This is a genomic window from Oceanobacter sp. 5_MG-2023 (assembly GCF_030548165.1).
Taxonomy (GTDB): domain Bacteria; phylum Pseudomonadota; class Gammaproteobacteria; order Pseudomonadales; family Oceanobacteraceae; genus Oceanobacter.
In genome coordinates this window covers 279,329-296,226 of sequence record NZ_JAUORS010000002.1, presented here as the reverse complement: position 1 = coordinate 296,226, position 16,898 = coordinate 279,329, and the positions used below count along the sequence as shown (strand labels likewise).

The following is a 16,898-nucleotide window of genomic DNA, read 5'->3' as shown; positions in this document are numbered from 1 at the left end:
CGCATCCGGAGTAGATGGTTGCAAACGCATGATTTTTTGGTGTATCAATCCGATATCAGGTTGAGTGAATATTTATGTCTGTAACGTATGCAATATGGACTGTTGTGGTCGCTTTATTAACATGCCCTTTGACTGTCTCGGCCGCAAAGCCGGATATCGGTTCTTCTTTTAATGGCGGTGATTTTTTATATCGTGAAGCCGTTGAAATGTATTGGAATGACTGGGTCGGCTTTCCGGTTATGGCGGCTGATTCCGGTACTTCAAACCGGCGTATTACCGTAGTGGGTGAAGGCAAGGCAGTCGATTTTATCGGTAATCTCAGTATCAATTGCGAAAACAGACAAAATTTCTAGGAAAGCGCCGGTAGTGATGGTCGCTTTGTTGCCAGTGAAGAGCAGGTGGCCAGTCTGGTTCCTGTTGATGTTATCAATAATGCCACTGAATGGTATTGCCAATAAATTGCCAATAATAAGCCTGCTGAGATGGTGTTACAGGAGATGTAGTCGGTCTGATATCTCCGGGTTATGGACAGGTCTCGGCAGCGGGTAATTCTGGTGATGACTTCAGGGGACATCGATTTAATCCTGCACGGCTCTGCGCGAGTGTTGCCGTTGTTCAGGGCAAGGCGACGAATGCAGCGAAATGACGAGTCCTTTTCAAATTCGTCAACACCGCACTGGACGGCGGCAACCCGCGCCCTTCGGGGGCTGCCGGATGATCTCGACTCGGTGTCGCCGACTTTTGACTTGACCCGTCAGGCCTGCAAGTCGGCTTCGTGATTCGAAACCATCCGGTAGCCCAGAGTGAGCACCGGATTAAATGGATGTCCCCTTCAGGTTGCCGTCAGAATGATTCCAATGTGCGGGGATGTTGGTCGCTGGCATTTTGGATAGCAGGATGGGCAGGCCGGTGTACAGGTCTGATCTTTAGGGTATTTACTTTCGAGATAATTATGAACAGGTTTTTTAAAGCAGCTTCGACCGCCGGATGTGTTTATCTGGCAACATTGACTTTCGCCGGTGTAACGCAGGCGGAAGTGGGTTGCCCTTCTTATGTGCCGGATAACAACGCCCAGTCATACTGGATTGAAGACGACTTTTCGGTGGCTGCCGCACTTCAGGCGCTGGATGATCTGGATAGTGAGGAAAAAGTGATGGATGACTATGAAATGGATGATTCCGCCGATCCGGTGGTTATCCTCAAGGGGTATGTGTTGCGAACGCAGGCCATTATGGAAAAGCGGGGCATTATTGCCAACGGCCGCCATCAGGCTGAATTCTGTGATTACCTGAAATATACCCAGGTACCTGGTGGCTGATCACCCCCGGCGCTGCCGGTTCGTCAGCGCTCCAAACCAGCCTCAAATGCAGGCGTTAGAGCGGGTCGTAGTGCCTATCAATAGCGAAGATATAAATGGAATTATCAGCAAAGTTATATATCAGTCGATTCTTCTGGGATATGCACTTTGACCAAAATCCAGATAGGTTATGCTTTTTTGAATGAGAGCTACTGTGATGCGGAACTGCGAAAAAACACCTCTGCATGAAGAATCCCGCTTCAGCCGATCACCGGCATGGGGCAGGAAGACAGGTCAGCTTCCTATTAAATGACCAATGGCCACTGAGCTACAACCGGCTGGATGAAACACCGAGTAGATAGCCCCAACAAATCGACAGCCACCGGATGTCCGTTGTAGAATTGGTATTCGGTAATATCGGTACCAACAAAGAACTGAACCACTTTAGCCAGAGAAACAAAACAGCCTGTGAAGCCAGAGTAAATACAGTCTTAGAGCGGGCACTGGAATAAGCACGAATCGAGTTTACAGACGACCAAAGTCTGAAAAGCCTGAAAAAGCCGGAAATACAGAATAAACAAACGATGGCTGAGAAAAACCGGCAATCGACAATTAATAACAGAGAACGAGTAGTTGGCGGGAAAAGCGGGTTAGAAACAGGTTTTTCTACAGGCTCGTTAGGCCCTATGCGCATACTTGGCAACAGTTAAAACTCAAGGAGATTAAATGATTGGATCAATTTGGAGTAAATGGGATTTACACATTCACTCTCCATATACTCATCAAGCTAATGAATATGGGACTTCTACTATAGATGAGTTTGTTGACAAAATAATCTCTTCAGGACTTAGCCTAACCGGGATTACCAATTACTTTTTCTTTAAAGATAATGAATTGGATGAAATCAGAGAAAAGTTTCAAGAGAAAGGCGTTGAACATACAGTCTTAGGGAACCTCGAGTTTCGTATTGATCAACAAAATAAAGACGGTGAGTGGATTAACGTCCATTGTATATTTTCGGGAAATATTACCACTCAGCAGATAAACAGCATTTTATCCACACTTCCAATCTCCAATACAACTTCTGACGGTAAGCATATCTATTGCTCCCAAAAGTCTTTTGCTGACTCTCAAACTAAAATATCTGAAGCGATTGTAAAATTTGATTCATTGATAACTCATCTAAATAACAACTTAAAGTTCGGAGTCGATTTTTTAATAGCAGCTTGCCCAAATGGTTATGGTGGCTTTAGACCTGATATGACGGAAGGGAGGTCACTAGCTGTTGCACTAGAAATAGAGAAACGGTGCCAAATTATCTTAGGCCGACCTCAAGACAGGAACTTTTTCCTTAAAGAGGATAGATATCCATCTGCGAAGCAAAAGCCGGTTTTTCATGCTTCAGATGCTCACAAGTTGGAAGATATCGGAACAATGTACTCTTGGGTTAAGGCTAAACCAACCTTTGAAGGCTTAAGGCAATCTATTATTGAGCCAGATCTGAGAGTTCAGCAAACTGACGACTTTGTCGAAAACACATACATAAAGCCTTGGTTTAAATCAGTTGAGTTAGGTGGAAAGGTATTTGCTGGAGAGGATATTAACTTTTTTAGTCAAACTATCCCATTAAATCCAAACCTAGTCACAATAGTGGGCGGGAGAGGGACAGGTAAAAGTCTTTTTCTAGATGCGATGCATTCAAGATTCAATCACCAATCTGAGCACTCAAATGCACGAAGAGTAAGTGGAGAAAGTCTTTGCGTTGAACTAGATCAAGGTGATGGAACAGTATTAAAGTTCGATTCATCGGCAAATACCTACTCCTATTTGCATGTTTCTCAAGGAGATGTTCAACATTTTAGCCAAAAACCTGATGATCTAAGTGGCGAAATTAAAAGAATGCTAGGAATTCATGGTGTGGAATTTGATTCTGTTACCAGTTCTGAAATATCAAATAACCTGAGTAAATATCGCTCGTTCGTTGAATATTGGGAAGATGTTGACTCTCAAAATCAGCGTATTAATACGCAACAATATCAACAAGGCGTTATCGATAATAATATTCAGTTAATTGGGACACTTACCAACCCACAAAATAAGCTGTTAATTGAACAATATCAAAAGAACTCAAAAAGTATTAACGAAAAAAATAACTTCATCGATGAAGCAAGAAGTACCCTAGCTCTTTTGAATCGGCACGCAATAGAAATAAATCAGAAAATCACACTCCTAAATACCAATCCTTGCTCAACCAATCAGGCAGCATTAATTGATGAGTCTTTGATTAAAACTCCCATTAATCAAAATATTGATATATGCAATAAAGAAATAGAAGCACTAACTGTATCAAATAATGAAATAGCGAGCCAGTTTAGACAGCAAGGTATCAATCAAGATATATCATCCTTGTTAAGCAAAGTGACTGAATATCAAAAATCTATTGATCAGGCGTCATCAAAACTAGATGAGATAAACCAAAAGACGATGGATTATCAAGCATTTGTTAAAGAGCGTGGTGGACTTGCATTAAAGTACAAGGAGTATATTGATTGCCAAAAAGACAATATAGATCAGGCTTTTCAGAAACTTAAGATACAACAGCCCGGCTGGAATGACGAGCAAAATGAATTAGTTCAGGAAATTCTTTCAGACATACATATTAACGGTCATGTCGTATTTAATGTAAGTCATTTCTATAGTGGAATTGAAGAATGCCTAAATCGTGGAAAATTCAGAAACACAAGTGAAAAATCTACTTTTGAACGGTTGCAAGAAACATTTTGCGTAAGTTCAATTGATGATTTTTTTAAACTTCTTTCCGGCGAAAAAATCATCAACTGTGATGGAGTTCCAACAAGTATTGAGGAGTTCTTTTGGAAGCCTGAGTTCTTTAATAAAGGAGGACGATTTGAGTTGTTAAATTACCTCTACTCACCTTCAAATATTAGAAGATACCTTTATGCAAATGCAGATTTCCAGTACAAAGGTAAAACAGTCAATAAATTATCTGTTGGTCAACGGGGTACATTCTACGTTTGTTTAAAATTAGCAACAGACCCGTTCGGCAGTCCATTTGTATTTGATCAACCGGAGGATGACTTAGACAATGAATTTATTATGTCGCAGCTGGTTCCCTTGTTTAGGAAAATTAAGAAATATCGACAAGTTATCATAGTTACTCACAATGCAAACTTGGTGGTAAATACCGATGCTGAACAAATCATTATCGCTGATAACCAAGGTGAGAGTATCCGCTATACTTCAGGTTCTGTTGAAGACGGTAATGTTAAAGAAAACATAGGGATAAGAGCAGAGATTTGTAATATTTTGGAAGGTGGGAGTTATGCTTTCGAGAAGAGAGAGCGTAAATATGGCATTCAAGAGTTGGCCTAACAAGTCACTGCACTCGGAAATTTTATTTGCTTCGCTCCCAAAATTCCGGTGAGTGAAGAGTTCAGGCTGTAGAAAAATCTCCCAAATCTTGCAGGTATGGACTTTTTGTCAAAGGGGTGTCGGATGCCTAGGTTCAATCACTACAACGACAATCAAACATTGGTGGTGATCATTAATTATCAGGATCTGTTGCAGCCGGGGTCATTTGAGCATGCTTACACTATTTGATCTCTGAAAGCTGGATCTGTCGGCTTTTTACCAGCCTTACAAGAACGATAGCCAAAGCAGTCCGGTTTATGATCCGGTGATTCTGCTGAAAATCATCCTGTTTGCTTATTTTAAAGCCATCATCTCCAGCCATGAGACTCAATAGCAGCTTGATTGCCTGGTACGCAATGTAGAAAAACTGGCAAAATATGGACAGATCAGCCAGTAAAACAGAGTAAATACAGGCTTAATGCAGGCACTGAAAGCGATATGCTATCTGGCCTACAGATGACCAAAGCCTGAAAAAACCAGCAATCGAAAATAAACAACAGAAAACGAGCTATTGTGAGAAAAGCTGGCTGAAAACAGGTTTTTCTATAGGTTCGTTAAAGCTTTTCCGGATGTTGACACCTCGTACGTATAGACGTACGCTTTGAGTTCGGAGATGACTTATGACAATACTTAATGCGACTGAAGCACGCTCAAAACTGTACGCCTTGATAGATGAGGCTTCTGCTAGCCACCAACCTATCATCATTACCGGCAAGAGAGGGAATGCAGTCTTGTTGGCAGAAGAGGATTGGAACGCTATAAACGAATCACTTTACCTGCTTTCTTTACCTGGAATGCGGGAATCTATTCGTGAAGGATTGGATACTAAGCTCAGTGAATGTGACCAGGAGCTTGATTGGTGAGCTGGAAGCTTTATTACACCAAGCAAGCTCAAAAGGATGCTCGGAATCTTGCATCTTCTGGCCTCAAGGCCAAAGCGAAAGAGCTGCTAGAGGTAATCGAAATTAATCCTTTCCAAAATCCTCCACCCTACGAAAAACTTGTTGGGGATCTAGCCGGTTCCTATTCAAGAAGAATAAATATACAGCATCGTCTCGTTTACCAAGTACTAGAAAAAGAAAACGCCATTAAAGTTATCAAGCTTTGGACTCATTATAAATAGTAGCTTTATAAGGCCAGGCAATGGACCTCCTTACGGTCGGCGCTTGTTGGCGGCGTTAGGCAATCAAAAGGAAATACATTATGTCAGATGCACCAGAAGGAATGATTCCGGTCGAGGAGTTTGCAAAACTAAAAGGAATCACTGCATCAAAAGCAATTGATATGGTAAGAGGTGGGTTTTACGTTGGTCGTAAAGTTGGTGATGATTGGTATGTCGACATATCTGAGCCAACTAACTCTGCAAGCAAACCAACCAAGATAAAAGGCTCCATTGTTGTTTCAAATGGCGAGTCAGCCAATGAAGTTGTTGTTACCGACATACAAATGTCTTTTATTTTCATGGTGATTTTCATGGTCAAGTGGGTTACGGTGCAGTAGGTTGAGTGGTGGCGTTGCTCACACCTTAATGCGGTGTTATGTGTCTGCGACGAAGAAATATCAGTTAAAAAACAACTTTAAATTGGTAGATATATGAATGTAGAAGCTTGGTTTTACTATTCACTAGCGGTATTAATATTAACTGCTTCTCCAGGCCCTAGCGTTCTGCTATGTATGACTAAGGCTGTAACCGAAGGCTTTCGAAATTCTATGTTTACTGCTTTAGGCAGTCTTACAGCAATTGTTAGTATAATGACCTTGTCATTTTCTGGTCTAGGGGTGGTTGTTGCTACATCAGAAGTGGCTTTTAATATTATAAAATGGTCTGGTGCAATTTATTTAATATATTTAGGATATAAAGCTCTTGCTTCCAAACAAGAGACTTATCAAATATCTGAACAAGAAAAAACAATGCCAGTGGTCACAAAAAAATCTCTTTATGTTGGTGGCTTCATTGTTGGGGCCAGTAACCCAAAAGCAATAGTGTTTTTTACTGCTTTATTCCCTCAATTTATTAACACATCTGAGTCGCTATTAATACAGTATTGGGTGTTCGCAATTACTTTTGCAGTTATGGAGATTTCTTGGTTGACGATATATTCATACTTGGGTGCTAAGTCGTCAAATTGGTTGCTCAAAGAAGGTAGGGCTAAATATTTTAATAGAATAACTGGTGGTGTTTTTATCAGTGCAGGTGTGTTTCTCTCTACATCAAGTAAAGCTTCTACATAACAATTTGTTGCTCCCGGATAAGTTACTCGATTTCGCTCATGATTTGCCGGTGAGTAAAGCGTTCAGACTGTATAGCCCCCCAAAAAAAGTCTTTGCATTCAGAGTCAGAGTGCATTCTGTTCACGGATGCAGGCTGGCTTTATTTGTATTTAAGCGAAAAAGCGTTTCACCATGCGTCGAACAAAGTTGCCCTCCAGCGTTTTTTTGACATAAGGGACATAATGTTTGTCATCGCGTTGAATGTGATTGGTCAGCCACAAGCCAATGTCTGAGCGCACTTCTTTGGCGACTTTGATGCTGTCTTCGCCATCTTCCAGTCTCTGATCGTAGCTGAGCGCTCGCCGCCGAAAGGCTTCGTGCACTTTGGCATGGGCCTTTAATACCGGATAATTTGCTTGCTCCATGAGTTTTTCTTCGAAGGCGTTGTGTGAAATGGAGTAGTCGATCAGTGCTTTGGCGACGGCTCGAATTTTCTGGTCATCCCGTTGCTTGATGGCAGTCTCAACTTCTTGTAGGTAGTCAAAAATACGCTTGTGCTGAGTGTCAATAATATCAATGCCGGTTTCAAATTCCGGGCTCCAACGAATCGGTTGCACAGGTTCCTTCCTTACCATTGGGTATAAAAATGCGCGGGTGACATGACTCGAATGCGAAATAATTGTCGGTGATTGGCTGCCGTATCTCTTCCGGCTGATAACTCGCAAGCAACGGATATGAGCAGTGCCCTGTTATCAATTGGCTTTCACGGCGACCATATGAGTTCACAAACAAGACACAAAACCTCCTTGTTTCGCGAGGCTGCCGGGAAAGTGGCAGTTCGTGATAGGCTTTCGGGTTTGGGTTAATACTAACGAGTGGCTTCAACACTCACCCTAAATATTAGGGAATTCATGGTGTTTAGGGAAATTCTGGTTTGGAATATGGAACTCGTTGAACGGATCAATCTTGTTATAAAACAAGAGGGGTACACTCGTCCGATGCTTGAAAAAGCGACTGGGATCAAGGCAAAGCGTTGGGAAAACATGAGTAGCAAGATAGCCAAGCCCTATGCGGAAGAGCTGGAAGCCTTGGGAAAATTATGGCCAGAATACGCTTATTGGCTGATTACTGGTTCAGAAATACCGGAAGCCGGGCAGATCAGTCCCATGACCAAAAGATCCACCACCCAGGGGTAAATAGGTATCACTCCGTTTCGTCGGCTTTGGTGAACTTTGGTGAAGGGGAGTAACGAATGGGGTTGTTGCCTTTTGATGGATTGTGTTGGATATATTGGATTGTATGGCGATTGATGCGCATATTACCTTTGGAGTGACACTCTTTGTTTGGCGACGATGGCTGAATGGATATGAGCGCATTGCTGTCGATCGATCCTGAATTTGGCGCCTTGTGCTGGTATAGTGCGCGGCTTTCCGGTTCCTGGGGGTATCCAATACCATGTCTTTCTTTCGTGAGTTTGCTGAAACATTCTCTCCCAACATCAAAACGGATGTGTTATCCGGTCTGACGGTGGCTTTGGCGCTGGTGCCTGAAGCGGTGGCGTTTGCTTTTGTTGCCGGTGTTCATCCTCTGGTGGGGTTGTACGCCGCGTTTATGGTGGGTCTGATTACGGCTTGTATCGGTGGTCGTCCCGGGATGATTTCCGGTGCAACCGGTGCCTTGGCGGTGGTGATGGTGGCGCTGGTGGCCGATGCCGAACGCATGTATGGCGATGGCATGGGGCTGCAGTATTTGCTGGCAGCGGTGGTGCTGATGGGGGTTATCCAGATCGCGGCCGGGGCGTTGCGACTGGGCAAGTTTATCCGCCTGGTGCCTCATCCTGTCATGCTGGGGTTTGTGAATGGCCTGGCGATTGTGATTTTTCTGGCGCAGTTGCCACAGTTGCAAATCAGCACCCCCGAAGGTAAATGGGGCTGGTTAAGCGGTGAATGGTTCAGTGGCATGCAGTTGTACGTGATGCTTGGCCTGATTGCGCTGACCATGTTTATCACCATCAACCTGCCCAAGTTGACCAAGGCCGTACCGTCGGCGTTGGCCGGTATTCTGGTGGCCAGCCTGCTGGCGTTTGGTCTGGATCTGGATACCCGTACAGTGGGTGATCTGGCCAGTATTGCCGGGGGCTTGCCGCCGATCGGTGTACCGGATGTGCCGTTCAATCTGGAAACCCTGATGTTTATCCTGCCGTATTCGGCCATTTTTGCGGCCATTGGTTTGATTGAGTCGCTGCTGACCGTCACAGTGATCGATGAGATGACCAACACTCGCGGCCGGGGCAACAAGGAGTGTGTTGCCCAAGGGACAGCCAATGTTGTGACTGGCTTTATTGGCGGCATGGGTGGTTGTGCCATGATTGGCCAGTCGATTATCAATGTCAGCTCGGGTGGTCGTGGTCGTTTGTCGGGTATTGCGGCGGCGCTGTTTTTGCTGAGTTTTATCCTGTTCGCTTCTCCGCTGATCGAGCAAATTCCGATCGCCGCGCTGGTAGGGGTCATGTTTATGGTGGTGATTGGCACGTTCGAGTGGGCCAGTTTCCGTATGGTCGGCAAGATCCCAAAACACGACCTGTTTGTGCTGGTGCTGGTGACCGTGGTGACGGTACTGACGGATCTGGCCATTGCGGTGATTATTGGTGTCGTGGTGTCGGCGCTGGTGTTTGCCTGGCAGGGTGCCAAGCGTATCCATGTGCTCAGCCAGAAGCAGGAGGATGGCTCCAAGGTCTACAAGCTGTATGGGCCGCTGTTTTTTGGATCGGTGGCCTCGTTCAAGGATCTGTTCGACGTAAGCAATGATCCGACCAAGGTGATTATCGATTTTGCCGATAGTCGGGTCATGGATCATTCTGCGCTGGAAGCCATTGATACACTGGCGGAGCGTTATATTGCCGAGGGCAAGGAAATCCATTTGCTGCACTTGAGTCAGGAATGTCGCACCTTGCTGAAACAGGCTGGCAGCTTGTGTGAGGTCAACGTGATCGAAGACCCCAATTACAAGGTAGCGGTTGACGAGCTGGCTTAACCACCAGGGTAACTTGCACAAGCTGATCAGACGAGGCTGCCTCATGACGCTATCGCGACGTAATTTGCTTGGCTGGTTGGCAGCGGTGCCGGCCATGTCCTTGTCTGTCTCGGCCTTGTCTGTGATGGCCACCGGCTGCAGTCAGCGCCAAGGCGATTTGCTGCTGGGCGGTGGTCGTTTTATGAATCCGGATGGCAGCGGCCAGCGCTACGTGCTGGCGCTGGTGGATCTGCAGCAACAGCAGACGGATCTGATCGATCTGGATTTTTTCCCACACGGTATTCACTGGCACCCTGACGCCCCTGACCGGCTGGCGGTGTTTGAGAAAAAAGGTCCACATGCCGCCGAGGTAGATCTGGGGGCGCGGCGTCTGAGCCGTAAAATCGATGCTCGTCCCGGGCGCTATTTTTACGGGCACGGGGCTTATTCCGCTGACAATCAGCAGCTGTTCAGTACAGAAACCCGTCTGGATGGCCTGGAGGGTGTTATTGCGGTGCGTGATGCAGACTCGCTGGCGTATCTCGGGGAATTCCCCAGCTATGGCAAAGAGCCTCATGAGTGCACCCTGATTGATAATGGTAAAACACTGGTGATCACCAATGCCGGTGGGCCAATGGGGGGAGCAATACCTTGCGTCTGTTATGTGGATGTGGCCAGCCAGCAATTGCTTGAACGGGTGGTGTTGACCCGCACGGACCTCAATACCGGCCATGTGGCGATTGCGGAAGATGGCAGTCTGGTGGTGGTGTCAGCGCCACGTACTGGCATGAGCCTCCGTGCAAACGGCGGTGTCAGTATTCGTCCGCAAGGGTTGCCGATGGCCTCGATGACACAACCGGAAGCCATTGTTAAACGCATGACAGGTGAAGCCCTCAGTGTCGCGATTGCCAACGGCATGGCGCTGGTAACACACCCTGATGCCGACCTGGTGACCTTCTGGTCGATTGCCGAACAGCGCATGGTGCATTCATTGACGCTGGTACGGCCGCGGGGAGTGACCTTGACGAAAGATGGTCGCTATTTTCTGGTGACGTATGATCGGGTACCCAAAATCCTCAAAATTGCCGTTGCCGATGTGTTTGCTACTCCGGAAGTCGTGGTGGCAAGCACCTATGTTTCCGGCTCACACCTGTTTGCTTGGCCTGCCTGATATCGCCTGATATCGCCTGATGTCCACAATCATTGACGCCTGACTCTTCCTTGTGACTGATTGGCCGATGGCCAGGCCGGTTGTTCTGAAGCGCTTTGTCGCATTGCGGCAAGGCGTTTTTTTAATGTCATTATTGATACTGATTCGTATTAGCATTGTATTTTAATGAATGTTGTGGATAATGAGGCTCATTCCCATTTGGGTTTTTTATCTCTCTGATGTGTTGTTAAAGGTACGGTAAAGCAAATGCGATGCAGTTGTCTGGCGGTTGGCCTGTTGGTGGTTGTGACATATACGCCTGTTGTTATCGCGGAAGACGTTGCGGCAGAAACGCCGCTTCAGGAAGACGCCGATGTCTTTTATCTGGATACCCTGGTGGTAACGGCAACGCGTGGCCAGCGGCCCTTGGCCGATACCCCGGTCCGGACTCTGATTCTTGATGAAACCACGATCCAGCGCTTACACACCCGGGATATCCGTGATGCCTTGCGGGTGATACCGGGAGTGCAGATGCGGGAAATTCACGGCAAGACCGGTGAGTCGATTCAGGTGCAAGGGTTGGACGGCGAGCGGGTACTGATTCTGGTGGACGGTATGCCGGTATCGGCAACCACCGGTTCAATGGTGGATCTGTCGCAACTGTCTGCACTGGATATCGACCATATCGAAATGATACCGGGGGCTGCGTCGTCCCTGTATGGCAGTGCGGCAATGGGGGGTGTGGTGAATATCATCACTCGCGATATGACAGGCGAAACCCGTTACCGGTTGGCGATGGATGCTGGCAGTTATGGCGAGGAGCGGGAGTTGTCGGATGAGCTGTTGCCCCAGCGTCATTATCTGGCCACCGCCGATCTGGCCCTGAGCAGTCACCGTCAGCTGAGTCTGAGTGCCGATCAGCGCAAAAGCTCGGATATCGATCTGTACGACGACAGCTGGAGCAGTAACGGTTTTGACGGTACCAAAACCACGCTGGCGGCATCCTGGCAGGAACGCTGGGGGACTGCAGGGCCCGGAGCGGTGGATGGCCATGCGACGATACGACTAGAGCAATATAAAGAAGATCTGGTTAACCGACAGTTGACCAGCAGCAATCAAGAAGGCGCCAAGGAAGAGCAGCTGGAACGTTGGCGACTGGCCGCCAATGTTGATCAGGCGCTGCTGGCGGGGCGGCTGTCAGCCAGCGTGTTGTACGAACAGCAGACGGATGATACCGCCCAGCTGGTGGTGGATGACGCCATTCTGGCCGGTAATCTCTGGCGTTCAGCCGATTATAGCCAATACAAGTTGATGACCCAGTGGCAAGCGCCGCAATGGACGCTGGGAAGTACGTCACTGCAGATGGTGACCGGCCTTGAACATTTTGGCGAACAAATGGAACAGCAGAAGCAGGAGATCAAGCTGAGTTGCTCCGGTGTTGGCAGTACCTCGACCACCACCACTCTGGATAGTGGTTATTGCCTGGTGGATACCGTCGAAGTGCCGAACGAAACCCGCCACAGTGTCGAGGCTTTTATGCAGGGAACCTTGACGCAGCAATATTCAGGAAGCCAACAGGGTGCCGGTTTGGTTGAGATGGAGCTGTCGCCGGGATTGCGTTGGCAAAACGACAGTGATTTTGGCGGTTATCTGTCGCCGGCTTTGGCCAGTCGCCAGAAATGGCAATGGTCACTGGGAAAGGGTGACTGGCAGATCCAGACCCGACAATCGATCGGGATGGGTTACCGGGTGCCCAATCTGAAAAACCGCTATTACGTGTTTGATCACAGTGTGAACGGCTACAAGGTGCTGGGTGACGAAGACCTGCAGCCGGAGCAAAGCCGCAGTGTGCAACTGTCGGCGACAATAACGGATGGCAAACGGCTGCATCTGGAAGTGTCGGCATACCATAACCAGATCACGGATCTGATCGAAGCGGTTTCTACTGGCGAGACAGAACAGAGCGGCACCGTGGTGATTTATCGCTACAGCAATATTGCCAGTGCCATGACGCGAGGTGCTGATGTTGCCGTCCAGTGGCAGTTTTCCCCCCGTTTTCAGCAACGCCTGTCGTATTCCTTGCTGGATGCCCGCGATCTTGAGCTGGGCGTCGCACTGACAGAGCGTTCGCGGCATCACGCCAAAGGCTTGTGGATGTGGGATGTCAGCGACACGGTCGACCTGACGTTGATATCGGAGTACGTCGGTTCGTCTTATACCGAGGTGGAAGATGAAGACAGCGGCACGGAAAACCAGATGTCGGCGGGTTATTGGCAGTGGGATATCAAAGGCAACTGGCAGTTCAACCCGGCGTTACGCTGGTATGCCGGGGTCAATAATCTGACTGACAGCGTCCGCGACCCGAGTGACTCCTATGATCGCCGCCCGACAGAGGGCCGCTTTCCTTATGCCGGGTTTGAGCTGACCTTCTGATTCTGGTGGCTCAGGCCATGCCGGCAAGCTGTGCAGTTAATCCATGCAGTGAACGCATATCGATAATTTACATCGTGAACTTTCATAGCTGGTTCACATGTTTAACAACAATAACGCTATTCAACGGAGTGTTTTATGAAACAGCGATACCAATCTTTTTCAGTACTGATGGCTGCCATGTTGCTGGCCAGTTGTGGCAGCAGCGATGACAGCGACAGTGATGACAGCGATTCCGGTGCGGAGGATGTCAGCTATAGCAGCTTGCAAATCAACGCCGCGGATTACGATGCCTGGGTCTACGTCAGTCTGACAACCGGGGCAACGCTGGATCTGACTGATGAAGAAGCCGCTACCTCGACGGACTGGCAGCTGGCCTTTCGTCGTACGGCCATCAAGTTGAATGGTGGGGTATCTGGCAGTGGCAATGTGCAGGTGGCACTGGCGGATGCACAAGACGAATTCTACGATGACGACGGCGCAGCTGATGTCTCGGTCTTTACCAATGCGGTTGCCGATACCGAAGCAGCTGCTCTGGAGGTCAGTTACGACACCAGCGCCTTGACGTTCAGCACCGATGCCAACGAAGCGGCCTGGGCTGACTGGTATGAATACGATACCAGCACCCATCAGATTGCGGCCAATACGACGGTTGGATGGTTGTTGCGCCATGCCGATGGCGAGACCTACAGCAAGGTCTTCCTGGATGTGGCCAGTTACACCGATATCACCGCCCGTTTTACAACGCAGGCAGCGGATACTGCGCAGTTTGCCGGGACAGAACAGAGTGTCAGCGCCACTTTTGCAGACGATGCAACCATGTTATGTCTGGATCTGGATAGCGCCAGCGAAGTGGATTGTGACGAAAACAGTGCCGACTGGGACCTGCTTTATGAAGTCGATACCAGCAACCGGGCAATTAATATCTGGACCAATGGCGGAGTGTATGGCGATGGTGATGGTGCCGTCTTTGGTTCCATTGATGCGACCGAGTTGGCGGATTACACCAGTGCCACGCTGGTTGATAGCTATGATATTTCCAGCCACTACAGTGAAGACAGCAGCTCCAACCCATTCTCGGATGACAGCTGGTACGCCTATAACCTCAATGGCGGACATCTGCTGTGGCCCAACTTCCGTACCTATCTGATTGATACCGACAGCACTGATGACAGTGCCAGCTACTTCACGCTGCAAGTGTCGGACTATTACAGCCTGGGAGCATCCGGCAGCCCGGAAATCCGCTTTCAAACAATGTCGACAGGAGAGTAATAATGACGAACGTTACTGATATTCACGTGTTGGCGGAGCAATGGCAATCGTTGCGGCAGCAAGAACCCAAAATGCGGATTCGGGACGCCGCGTTACGGCTGGGCGCCAGTGAGGGGGAGCTGTTGGCGACCCGCTTGCTTGATGGTGAGTCCGGGGGCGGTCGCGTCGTGCGGCTTGGCGGTGATTTCAAGCGCTTGCTGCGGGATATCGAATTGCTCGGTGAGGTTATGGCATTGACGCGTAATAACGCCATGGTTCATGAAAAGACCGGTCAATACAAAGGCCTGACCGTTAACGGCAATATGGGCCTGGCGCTGGGCGTTATAGACCTGCGGATTTTCTTTAGTCGTTTTGTGTATGGCTTTGCGGTGGAAGAGCCACTGCCGGGTGCCGACGGCATGCGACGCAGCCTGCAATTCTTTAATGGCCGTGGAGAGGCCGTACACAAGATCTATCTGACCGAGGCTTCGGATCAGGAGCAATACACCCAGCTGCTGGCACGTTTTCAATCCGAGGACCAAACCCCGGGAATGGTACTGGAGCCTTTGCCAGAGACAACGCCTGAAACCGCACCCGAAACCACACCTGCCGATCTGGATGTGACGGCGTTGCGTCAGGACTGGTCGGCATTGAAGGATGTTCATCATTTTCAGGCGCTGCTGAAAAAGTACCACCTGAACCGGATAAATGCCTACGAAGTGATTGGTGAGGAATACGCGACCGAACTGGCTCCGGAGGTGTTTGTTGCCGCGCTGGAAGCGGCGCAGGCTTCGGGGTTGTCGATCATGCTGTTTGTTGGCAGTGAGGGCGTGATACAGATTCATACTGGCCCGATCAGCAACCTGGTACGTACCGGCGACTGGTTTAATATCATGGATAAAGGCTTCAACCTGCATGCCAAAACCACCCTGATTGATCGCGCCTGGCTGGTGCGGAAACCCACCGTGGATGGCGTGGTCAGTTCATTGGAACTGTACGACGGCGATGGCAATCAGCTGGTCTTGATGTTTGGTGAACGTAAAAACGGCCAGCCAGAACTGGAAGGCTGGCGGTTGATTCTGGAAAACTTGCAACAGCACTATGCGCTGGAGCAAGAAGGAGTTGCCTGATGGATAACCTGCACCGGTCGTCAGCGGCACGTGGTGCCGAGAGTCGGTCAATCGCGGCTGAACGCCCTGACCGGCTGGCGTCGTTGTTCGCCATATTCTCGCTGCTTGCCTTTATGTCGGCGGCGACGGTCTTTGCCGGTCTGTTGTTTCCCGTTACGGCGTGGGCGCAGGATGGGAAGGCGGCAGGGGCACCTCAGCGGGTGGTGAGTATCGACGGTTCGATTACTGAAATCATCTATCAGCTGGGTGCCCAGGATCGCCTGGTGGCGGTGGATACCACCAGCCGTTTTCCGCAAGCCGCGACTGAATTACCCGATGTCGGGTATATGCGGCAACTGTCCGCTGAAGGCATCTTGTCGATGCAACCCGATCTGGTGATCACGACCGAGGCCGCTGGGCCAGAGATGGTCTTTATCCAGCTGAAGCAGGCTGGCATACGGGTTGTGCGGGTAGCGAATCATTATTCGTTACAGGGGGTGCTCGATAAAATCACCGCCGTTGCCGGAGCGCTGGGTAAAGAGAGCGAAGGGCAGGCATTGGTTGAACGTATTCATCAGCGCAGCCAGGCACTGCTGCAGCAGATGCCGGCGGATGATGCCTCATCCGTTATGTTTCTGCTCGGCGCTGGTAGCCGGGGCATGATGGCGTCAGGCTCCGGTACGCAGGCCGATGCCATGCTGGCGCTGGTCGGAGCCAGCAATGCCATGGGTTACAGCGGCTATAAGCCGGTGAGCGCCGAAGGTGCCTTGCAGGCTGCACCGGACGTTGTGCTGGTGGCACAGCTTGATGATGAGGTGCCAGAATCACTGCAGCAGTCCCTGGCCATGACGCCTGCCAGTCAACAAGGTCGTATCCATACGGTGGATGTCAGCCTGATGTTGGGGTTTGGGCCGCGGTTACCCGATGCTATCCAGCAGTTACAGACCATTCTGTACCCCCAGACCAATGAGCCGGTGAGTAAGTCGCGGGCGACGGGGATGTAACA

The 16,898-nt window shown here is 49.0% G+C and carries 16 protein-coding genes; 14 read left to right on the top strand and 2 right to left on the bottom strand.

Going from position 1 to position 16,898, the window contains the following annotated elements:
• The first annotated feature begins 74 nt into the window (after positions 1–74).
• Together Q4551_RS02890 and Q4551_RS02885 are read left to right on the top strand one after the other, a co-directional pair.
• The gene (locus Q4551_RS02890; RefSeq protein ID WP_303431695.1) at positions 75–353 is read left to right on the top strand and encodes a hypothetical protein; all 279 of its coding nucleotides are present in this window, start codon (positions 75–77) and stop codon (positions 351–353) included.
• 599 nt (positions 354–952) lie between these two features.
• A complete protein-coding gene (locus tag Q4551_RS02885; protein WP_303431694.1) occupies positions 953–1,318 on the top strand; it encodes a hypothetical protein in 366 nt (121 codons plus the stop codon).
• A 55-nt stretch (positions 1,319–1,373) separates the two neighbouring features.
• On the opposite strand, the gene Q4551_RS02880 is transcribed toward Q4551_RS02885, so the two are convergent.
• The gene (locus tag Q4551_RS02880; RefSeq protein ID WP_303431693.1) at positions 1,374–1,544 is read right to left on the bottom strand and encodes a type II toxin-antitoxin system YoeB family toxin; all 171 of its coding nucleotides are present in this window, start codon (positions 1,542–1,544) and stop codon (positions 1,374–1,376) included.
• Between the two features lie 479 nt (positions 1,545–2,023).
• On the opposite strand from Q4551_RS02880, the gene Q4551_RS02875 reads away from it, so the two are divergent.
• The 5 genes from Q4551_RS02875 (at position 2,024) to Q4551_RS02855 (ending at position 6,961) form a co-directional block, all read left to right on the top strand.
• Positions 2,024–4,690: a TrlF family AAA-like ATPase gene (locus Q4551_RS02875; protein WP_303431692.1), complete on the top strand. Its 2,667-nt coding sequence runs from the start codon at positions 2,024–2,026 to the stop codon at positions 4,688–4,690.
• Positions 4,691–5,349: 659 nt separating this feature from the next.
• A complete protein-coding gene (locus tag Q4551_RS02870) occupies positions 5,350–5,592 on the top strand; it encodes a type II toxin-antitoxin system Phd/YefM family antitoxin (RefSeq protein ID WP_303431690.1) in 243 nt (80 codons plus the stop codon).
• Positions 5,589–5,852 (top strand): Txe/YoeB family addiction module toxin, encoded by a 264-nt coding sequence (locus tag Q4551_RS02865; RefSeq protein WP_303431689.1) that lies wholly within the window; start codon positions 5,589–5,591, stop codon positions 5,850–5,852. Before Q4551_RS02870 ends, Q4551_RS02865 begins: the two co-directional genes overlap by 4 nt.
• Positions 5,853–5,932: 80 nt before the next feature.
• Positions 5,933–6,229, top strand: a complete 297-nt coding sequence (locus Q4551_RS02860) for a hypothetical protein (RefSeq protein ID WP_303431688.1) — start codon at positions 5,933–5,935, stop codon at positions 6,227–6,229.
• Positions 6,230–6,322: 93 nt separating this feature from the next.
• Entirely contained in the window at positions 6,323–6,961 is a 639-nt protein-coding gene (locus Q4551_RS02855) for a LysE family translocator (RefSeq protein WP_303431687.1), read from the top strand.
• A 149-nt stretch (positions 6,962–7,110) separates the two neighbouring features.
• On the opposite strand, the gene Q4551_RS02850 is transcribed toward Q4551_RS02855, so the two are convergent.
• Positions 7,111–7,557: a bacteriohemerythrin gene (locus tag Q4551_RS02850; RefSeq protein WP_303431685.1), complete on the bottom strand. Its 447-nt coding sequence runs from the start codon at positions 7,555–7,557 to the stop codon at positions 7,111–7,113.
• A 324-nt stretch (positions 7,558–7,881) separates the two neighbouring features.
• Here Q4551_RS02850 and Q4551_RS02845 point away from each other — a divergent pair, with 324 nt between their 5' ends.
• The 7 genes from Q4551_RS02845 (at position 7,882) to Q4551_RS02815 (ending at position 16,896) form a co-directional block, all read left to right on the top strand.
• Positions 7,882–8,136, top strand: coding sequence for a hypothetical protein (locus Q4551_RS02845; protein WP_303431684.1), 255 nt, complete (start codon positions 7,882–7,884; stop codon positions 8,134–8,136).
• 259 nt (positions 8,137–8,395) lie between these two features.
• A complete protein-coding gene (locus Q4551_RS02840; protein ID WP_303431683.1) occupies positions 8,396–9,973 on the top strand; it encodes a SulP family inorganic anion transporter in 1,578 nt (525 codons plus the stop codon).
• A gap of 43 nt (positions 9,974–10,016) precedes the next feature.
• The gene (locus Q4551_RS02835) at positions 10,017–11,123 is read left to right on the top strand and encodes a YncE family protein (RefSeq protein WP_303431681.1); all 1,107 of its coding nucleotides are present in this window, start codon (positions 10,017–10,019) and stop codon (positions 11,121–11,123) included.
• 285 nt (positions 11,124–11,408) lie between these two features.
• Positions 11,409–13,535 (top strand): TonB-dependent siderophore receptor, encoded by a 2,127-nt coding sequence (locus Q4551_RS02830; protein WP_303431679.1) that lies wholly within the window; start codon positions 11,409–11,411, stop codon positions 13,533–13,535.
• Between the two features lie 135 nt (positions 13,536–13,670).
• Positions 13,671–14,804 (top strand): HmuY family protein, encoded by a 1,134-nt coding sequence (locus Q4551_RS02825; RefSeq protein ID WP_303431678.1) that lies wholly within the window; start codon positions 13,671–13,673, stop codon positions 14,802–14,804.
• 2 nt (positions 14,805–14,806) lie between these two features.
• Positions 14,807–15,913, top strand: coding sequence for a hemin-degrading factor (locus Q4551_RS02820; protein ID WP_303431677.1), 1,107 nt, complete (start codon positions 14,807–14,809; stop codon positions 15,911–15,913).
• Positions 15,913–16,896 (top strand): hemin ABC transporter substrate-binding protein, encoded by a 984-nt coding sequence (locus Q4551_RS02815; RefSeq protein ID WP_303431676.1) that lies wholly within the window; start codon positions 15,913–15,915, stop codon positions 16,894–16,896. Before Q4551_RS02820 ends, Q4551_RS02815 begins: the two co-directional genes overlap by 1 nt.
• Positions 16,897–16,898: the final 2 nt, after the last annotated feature.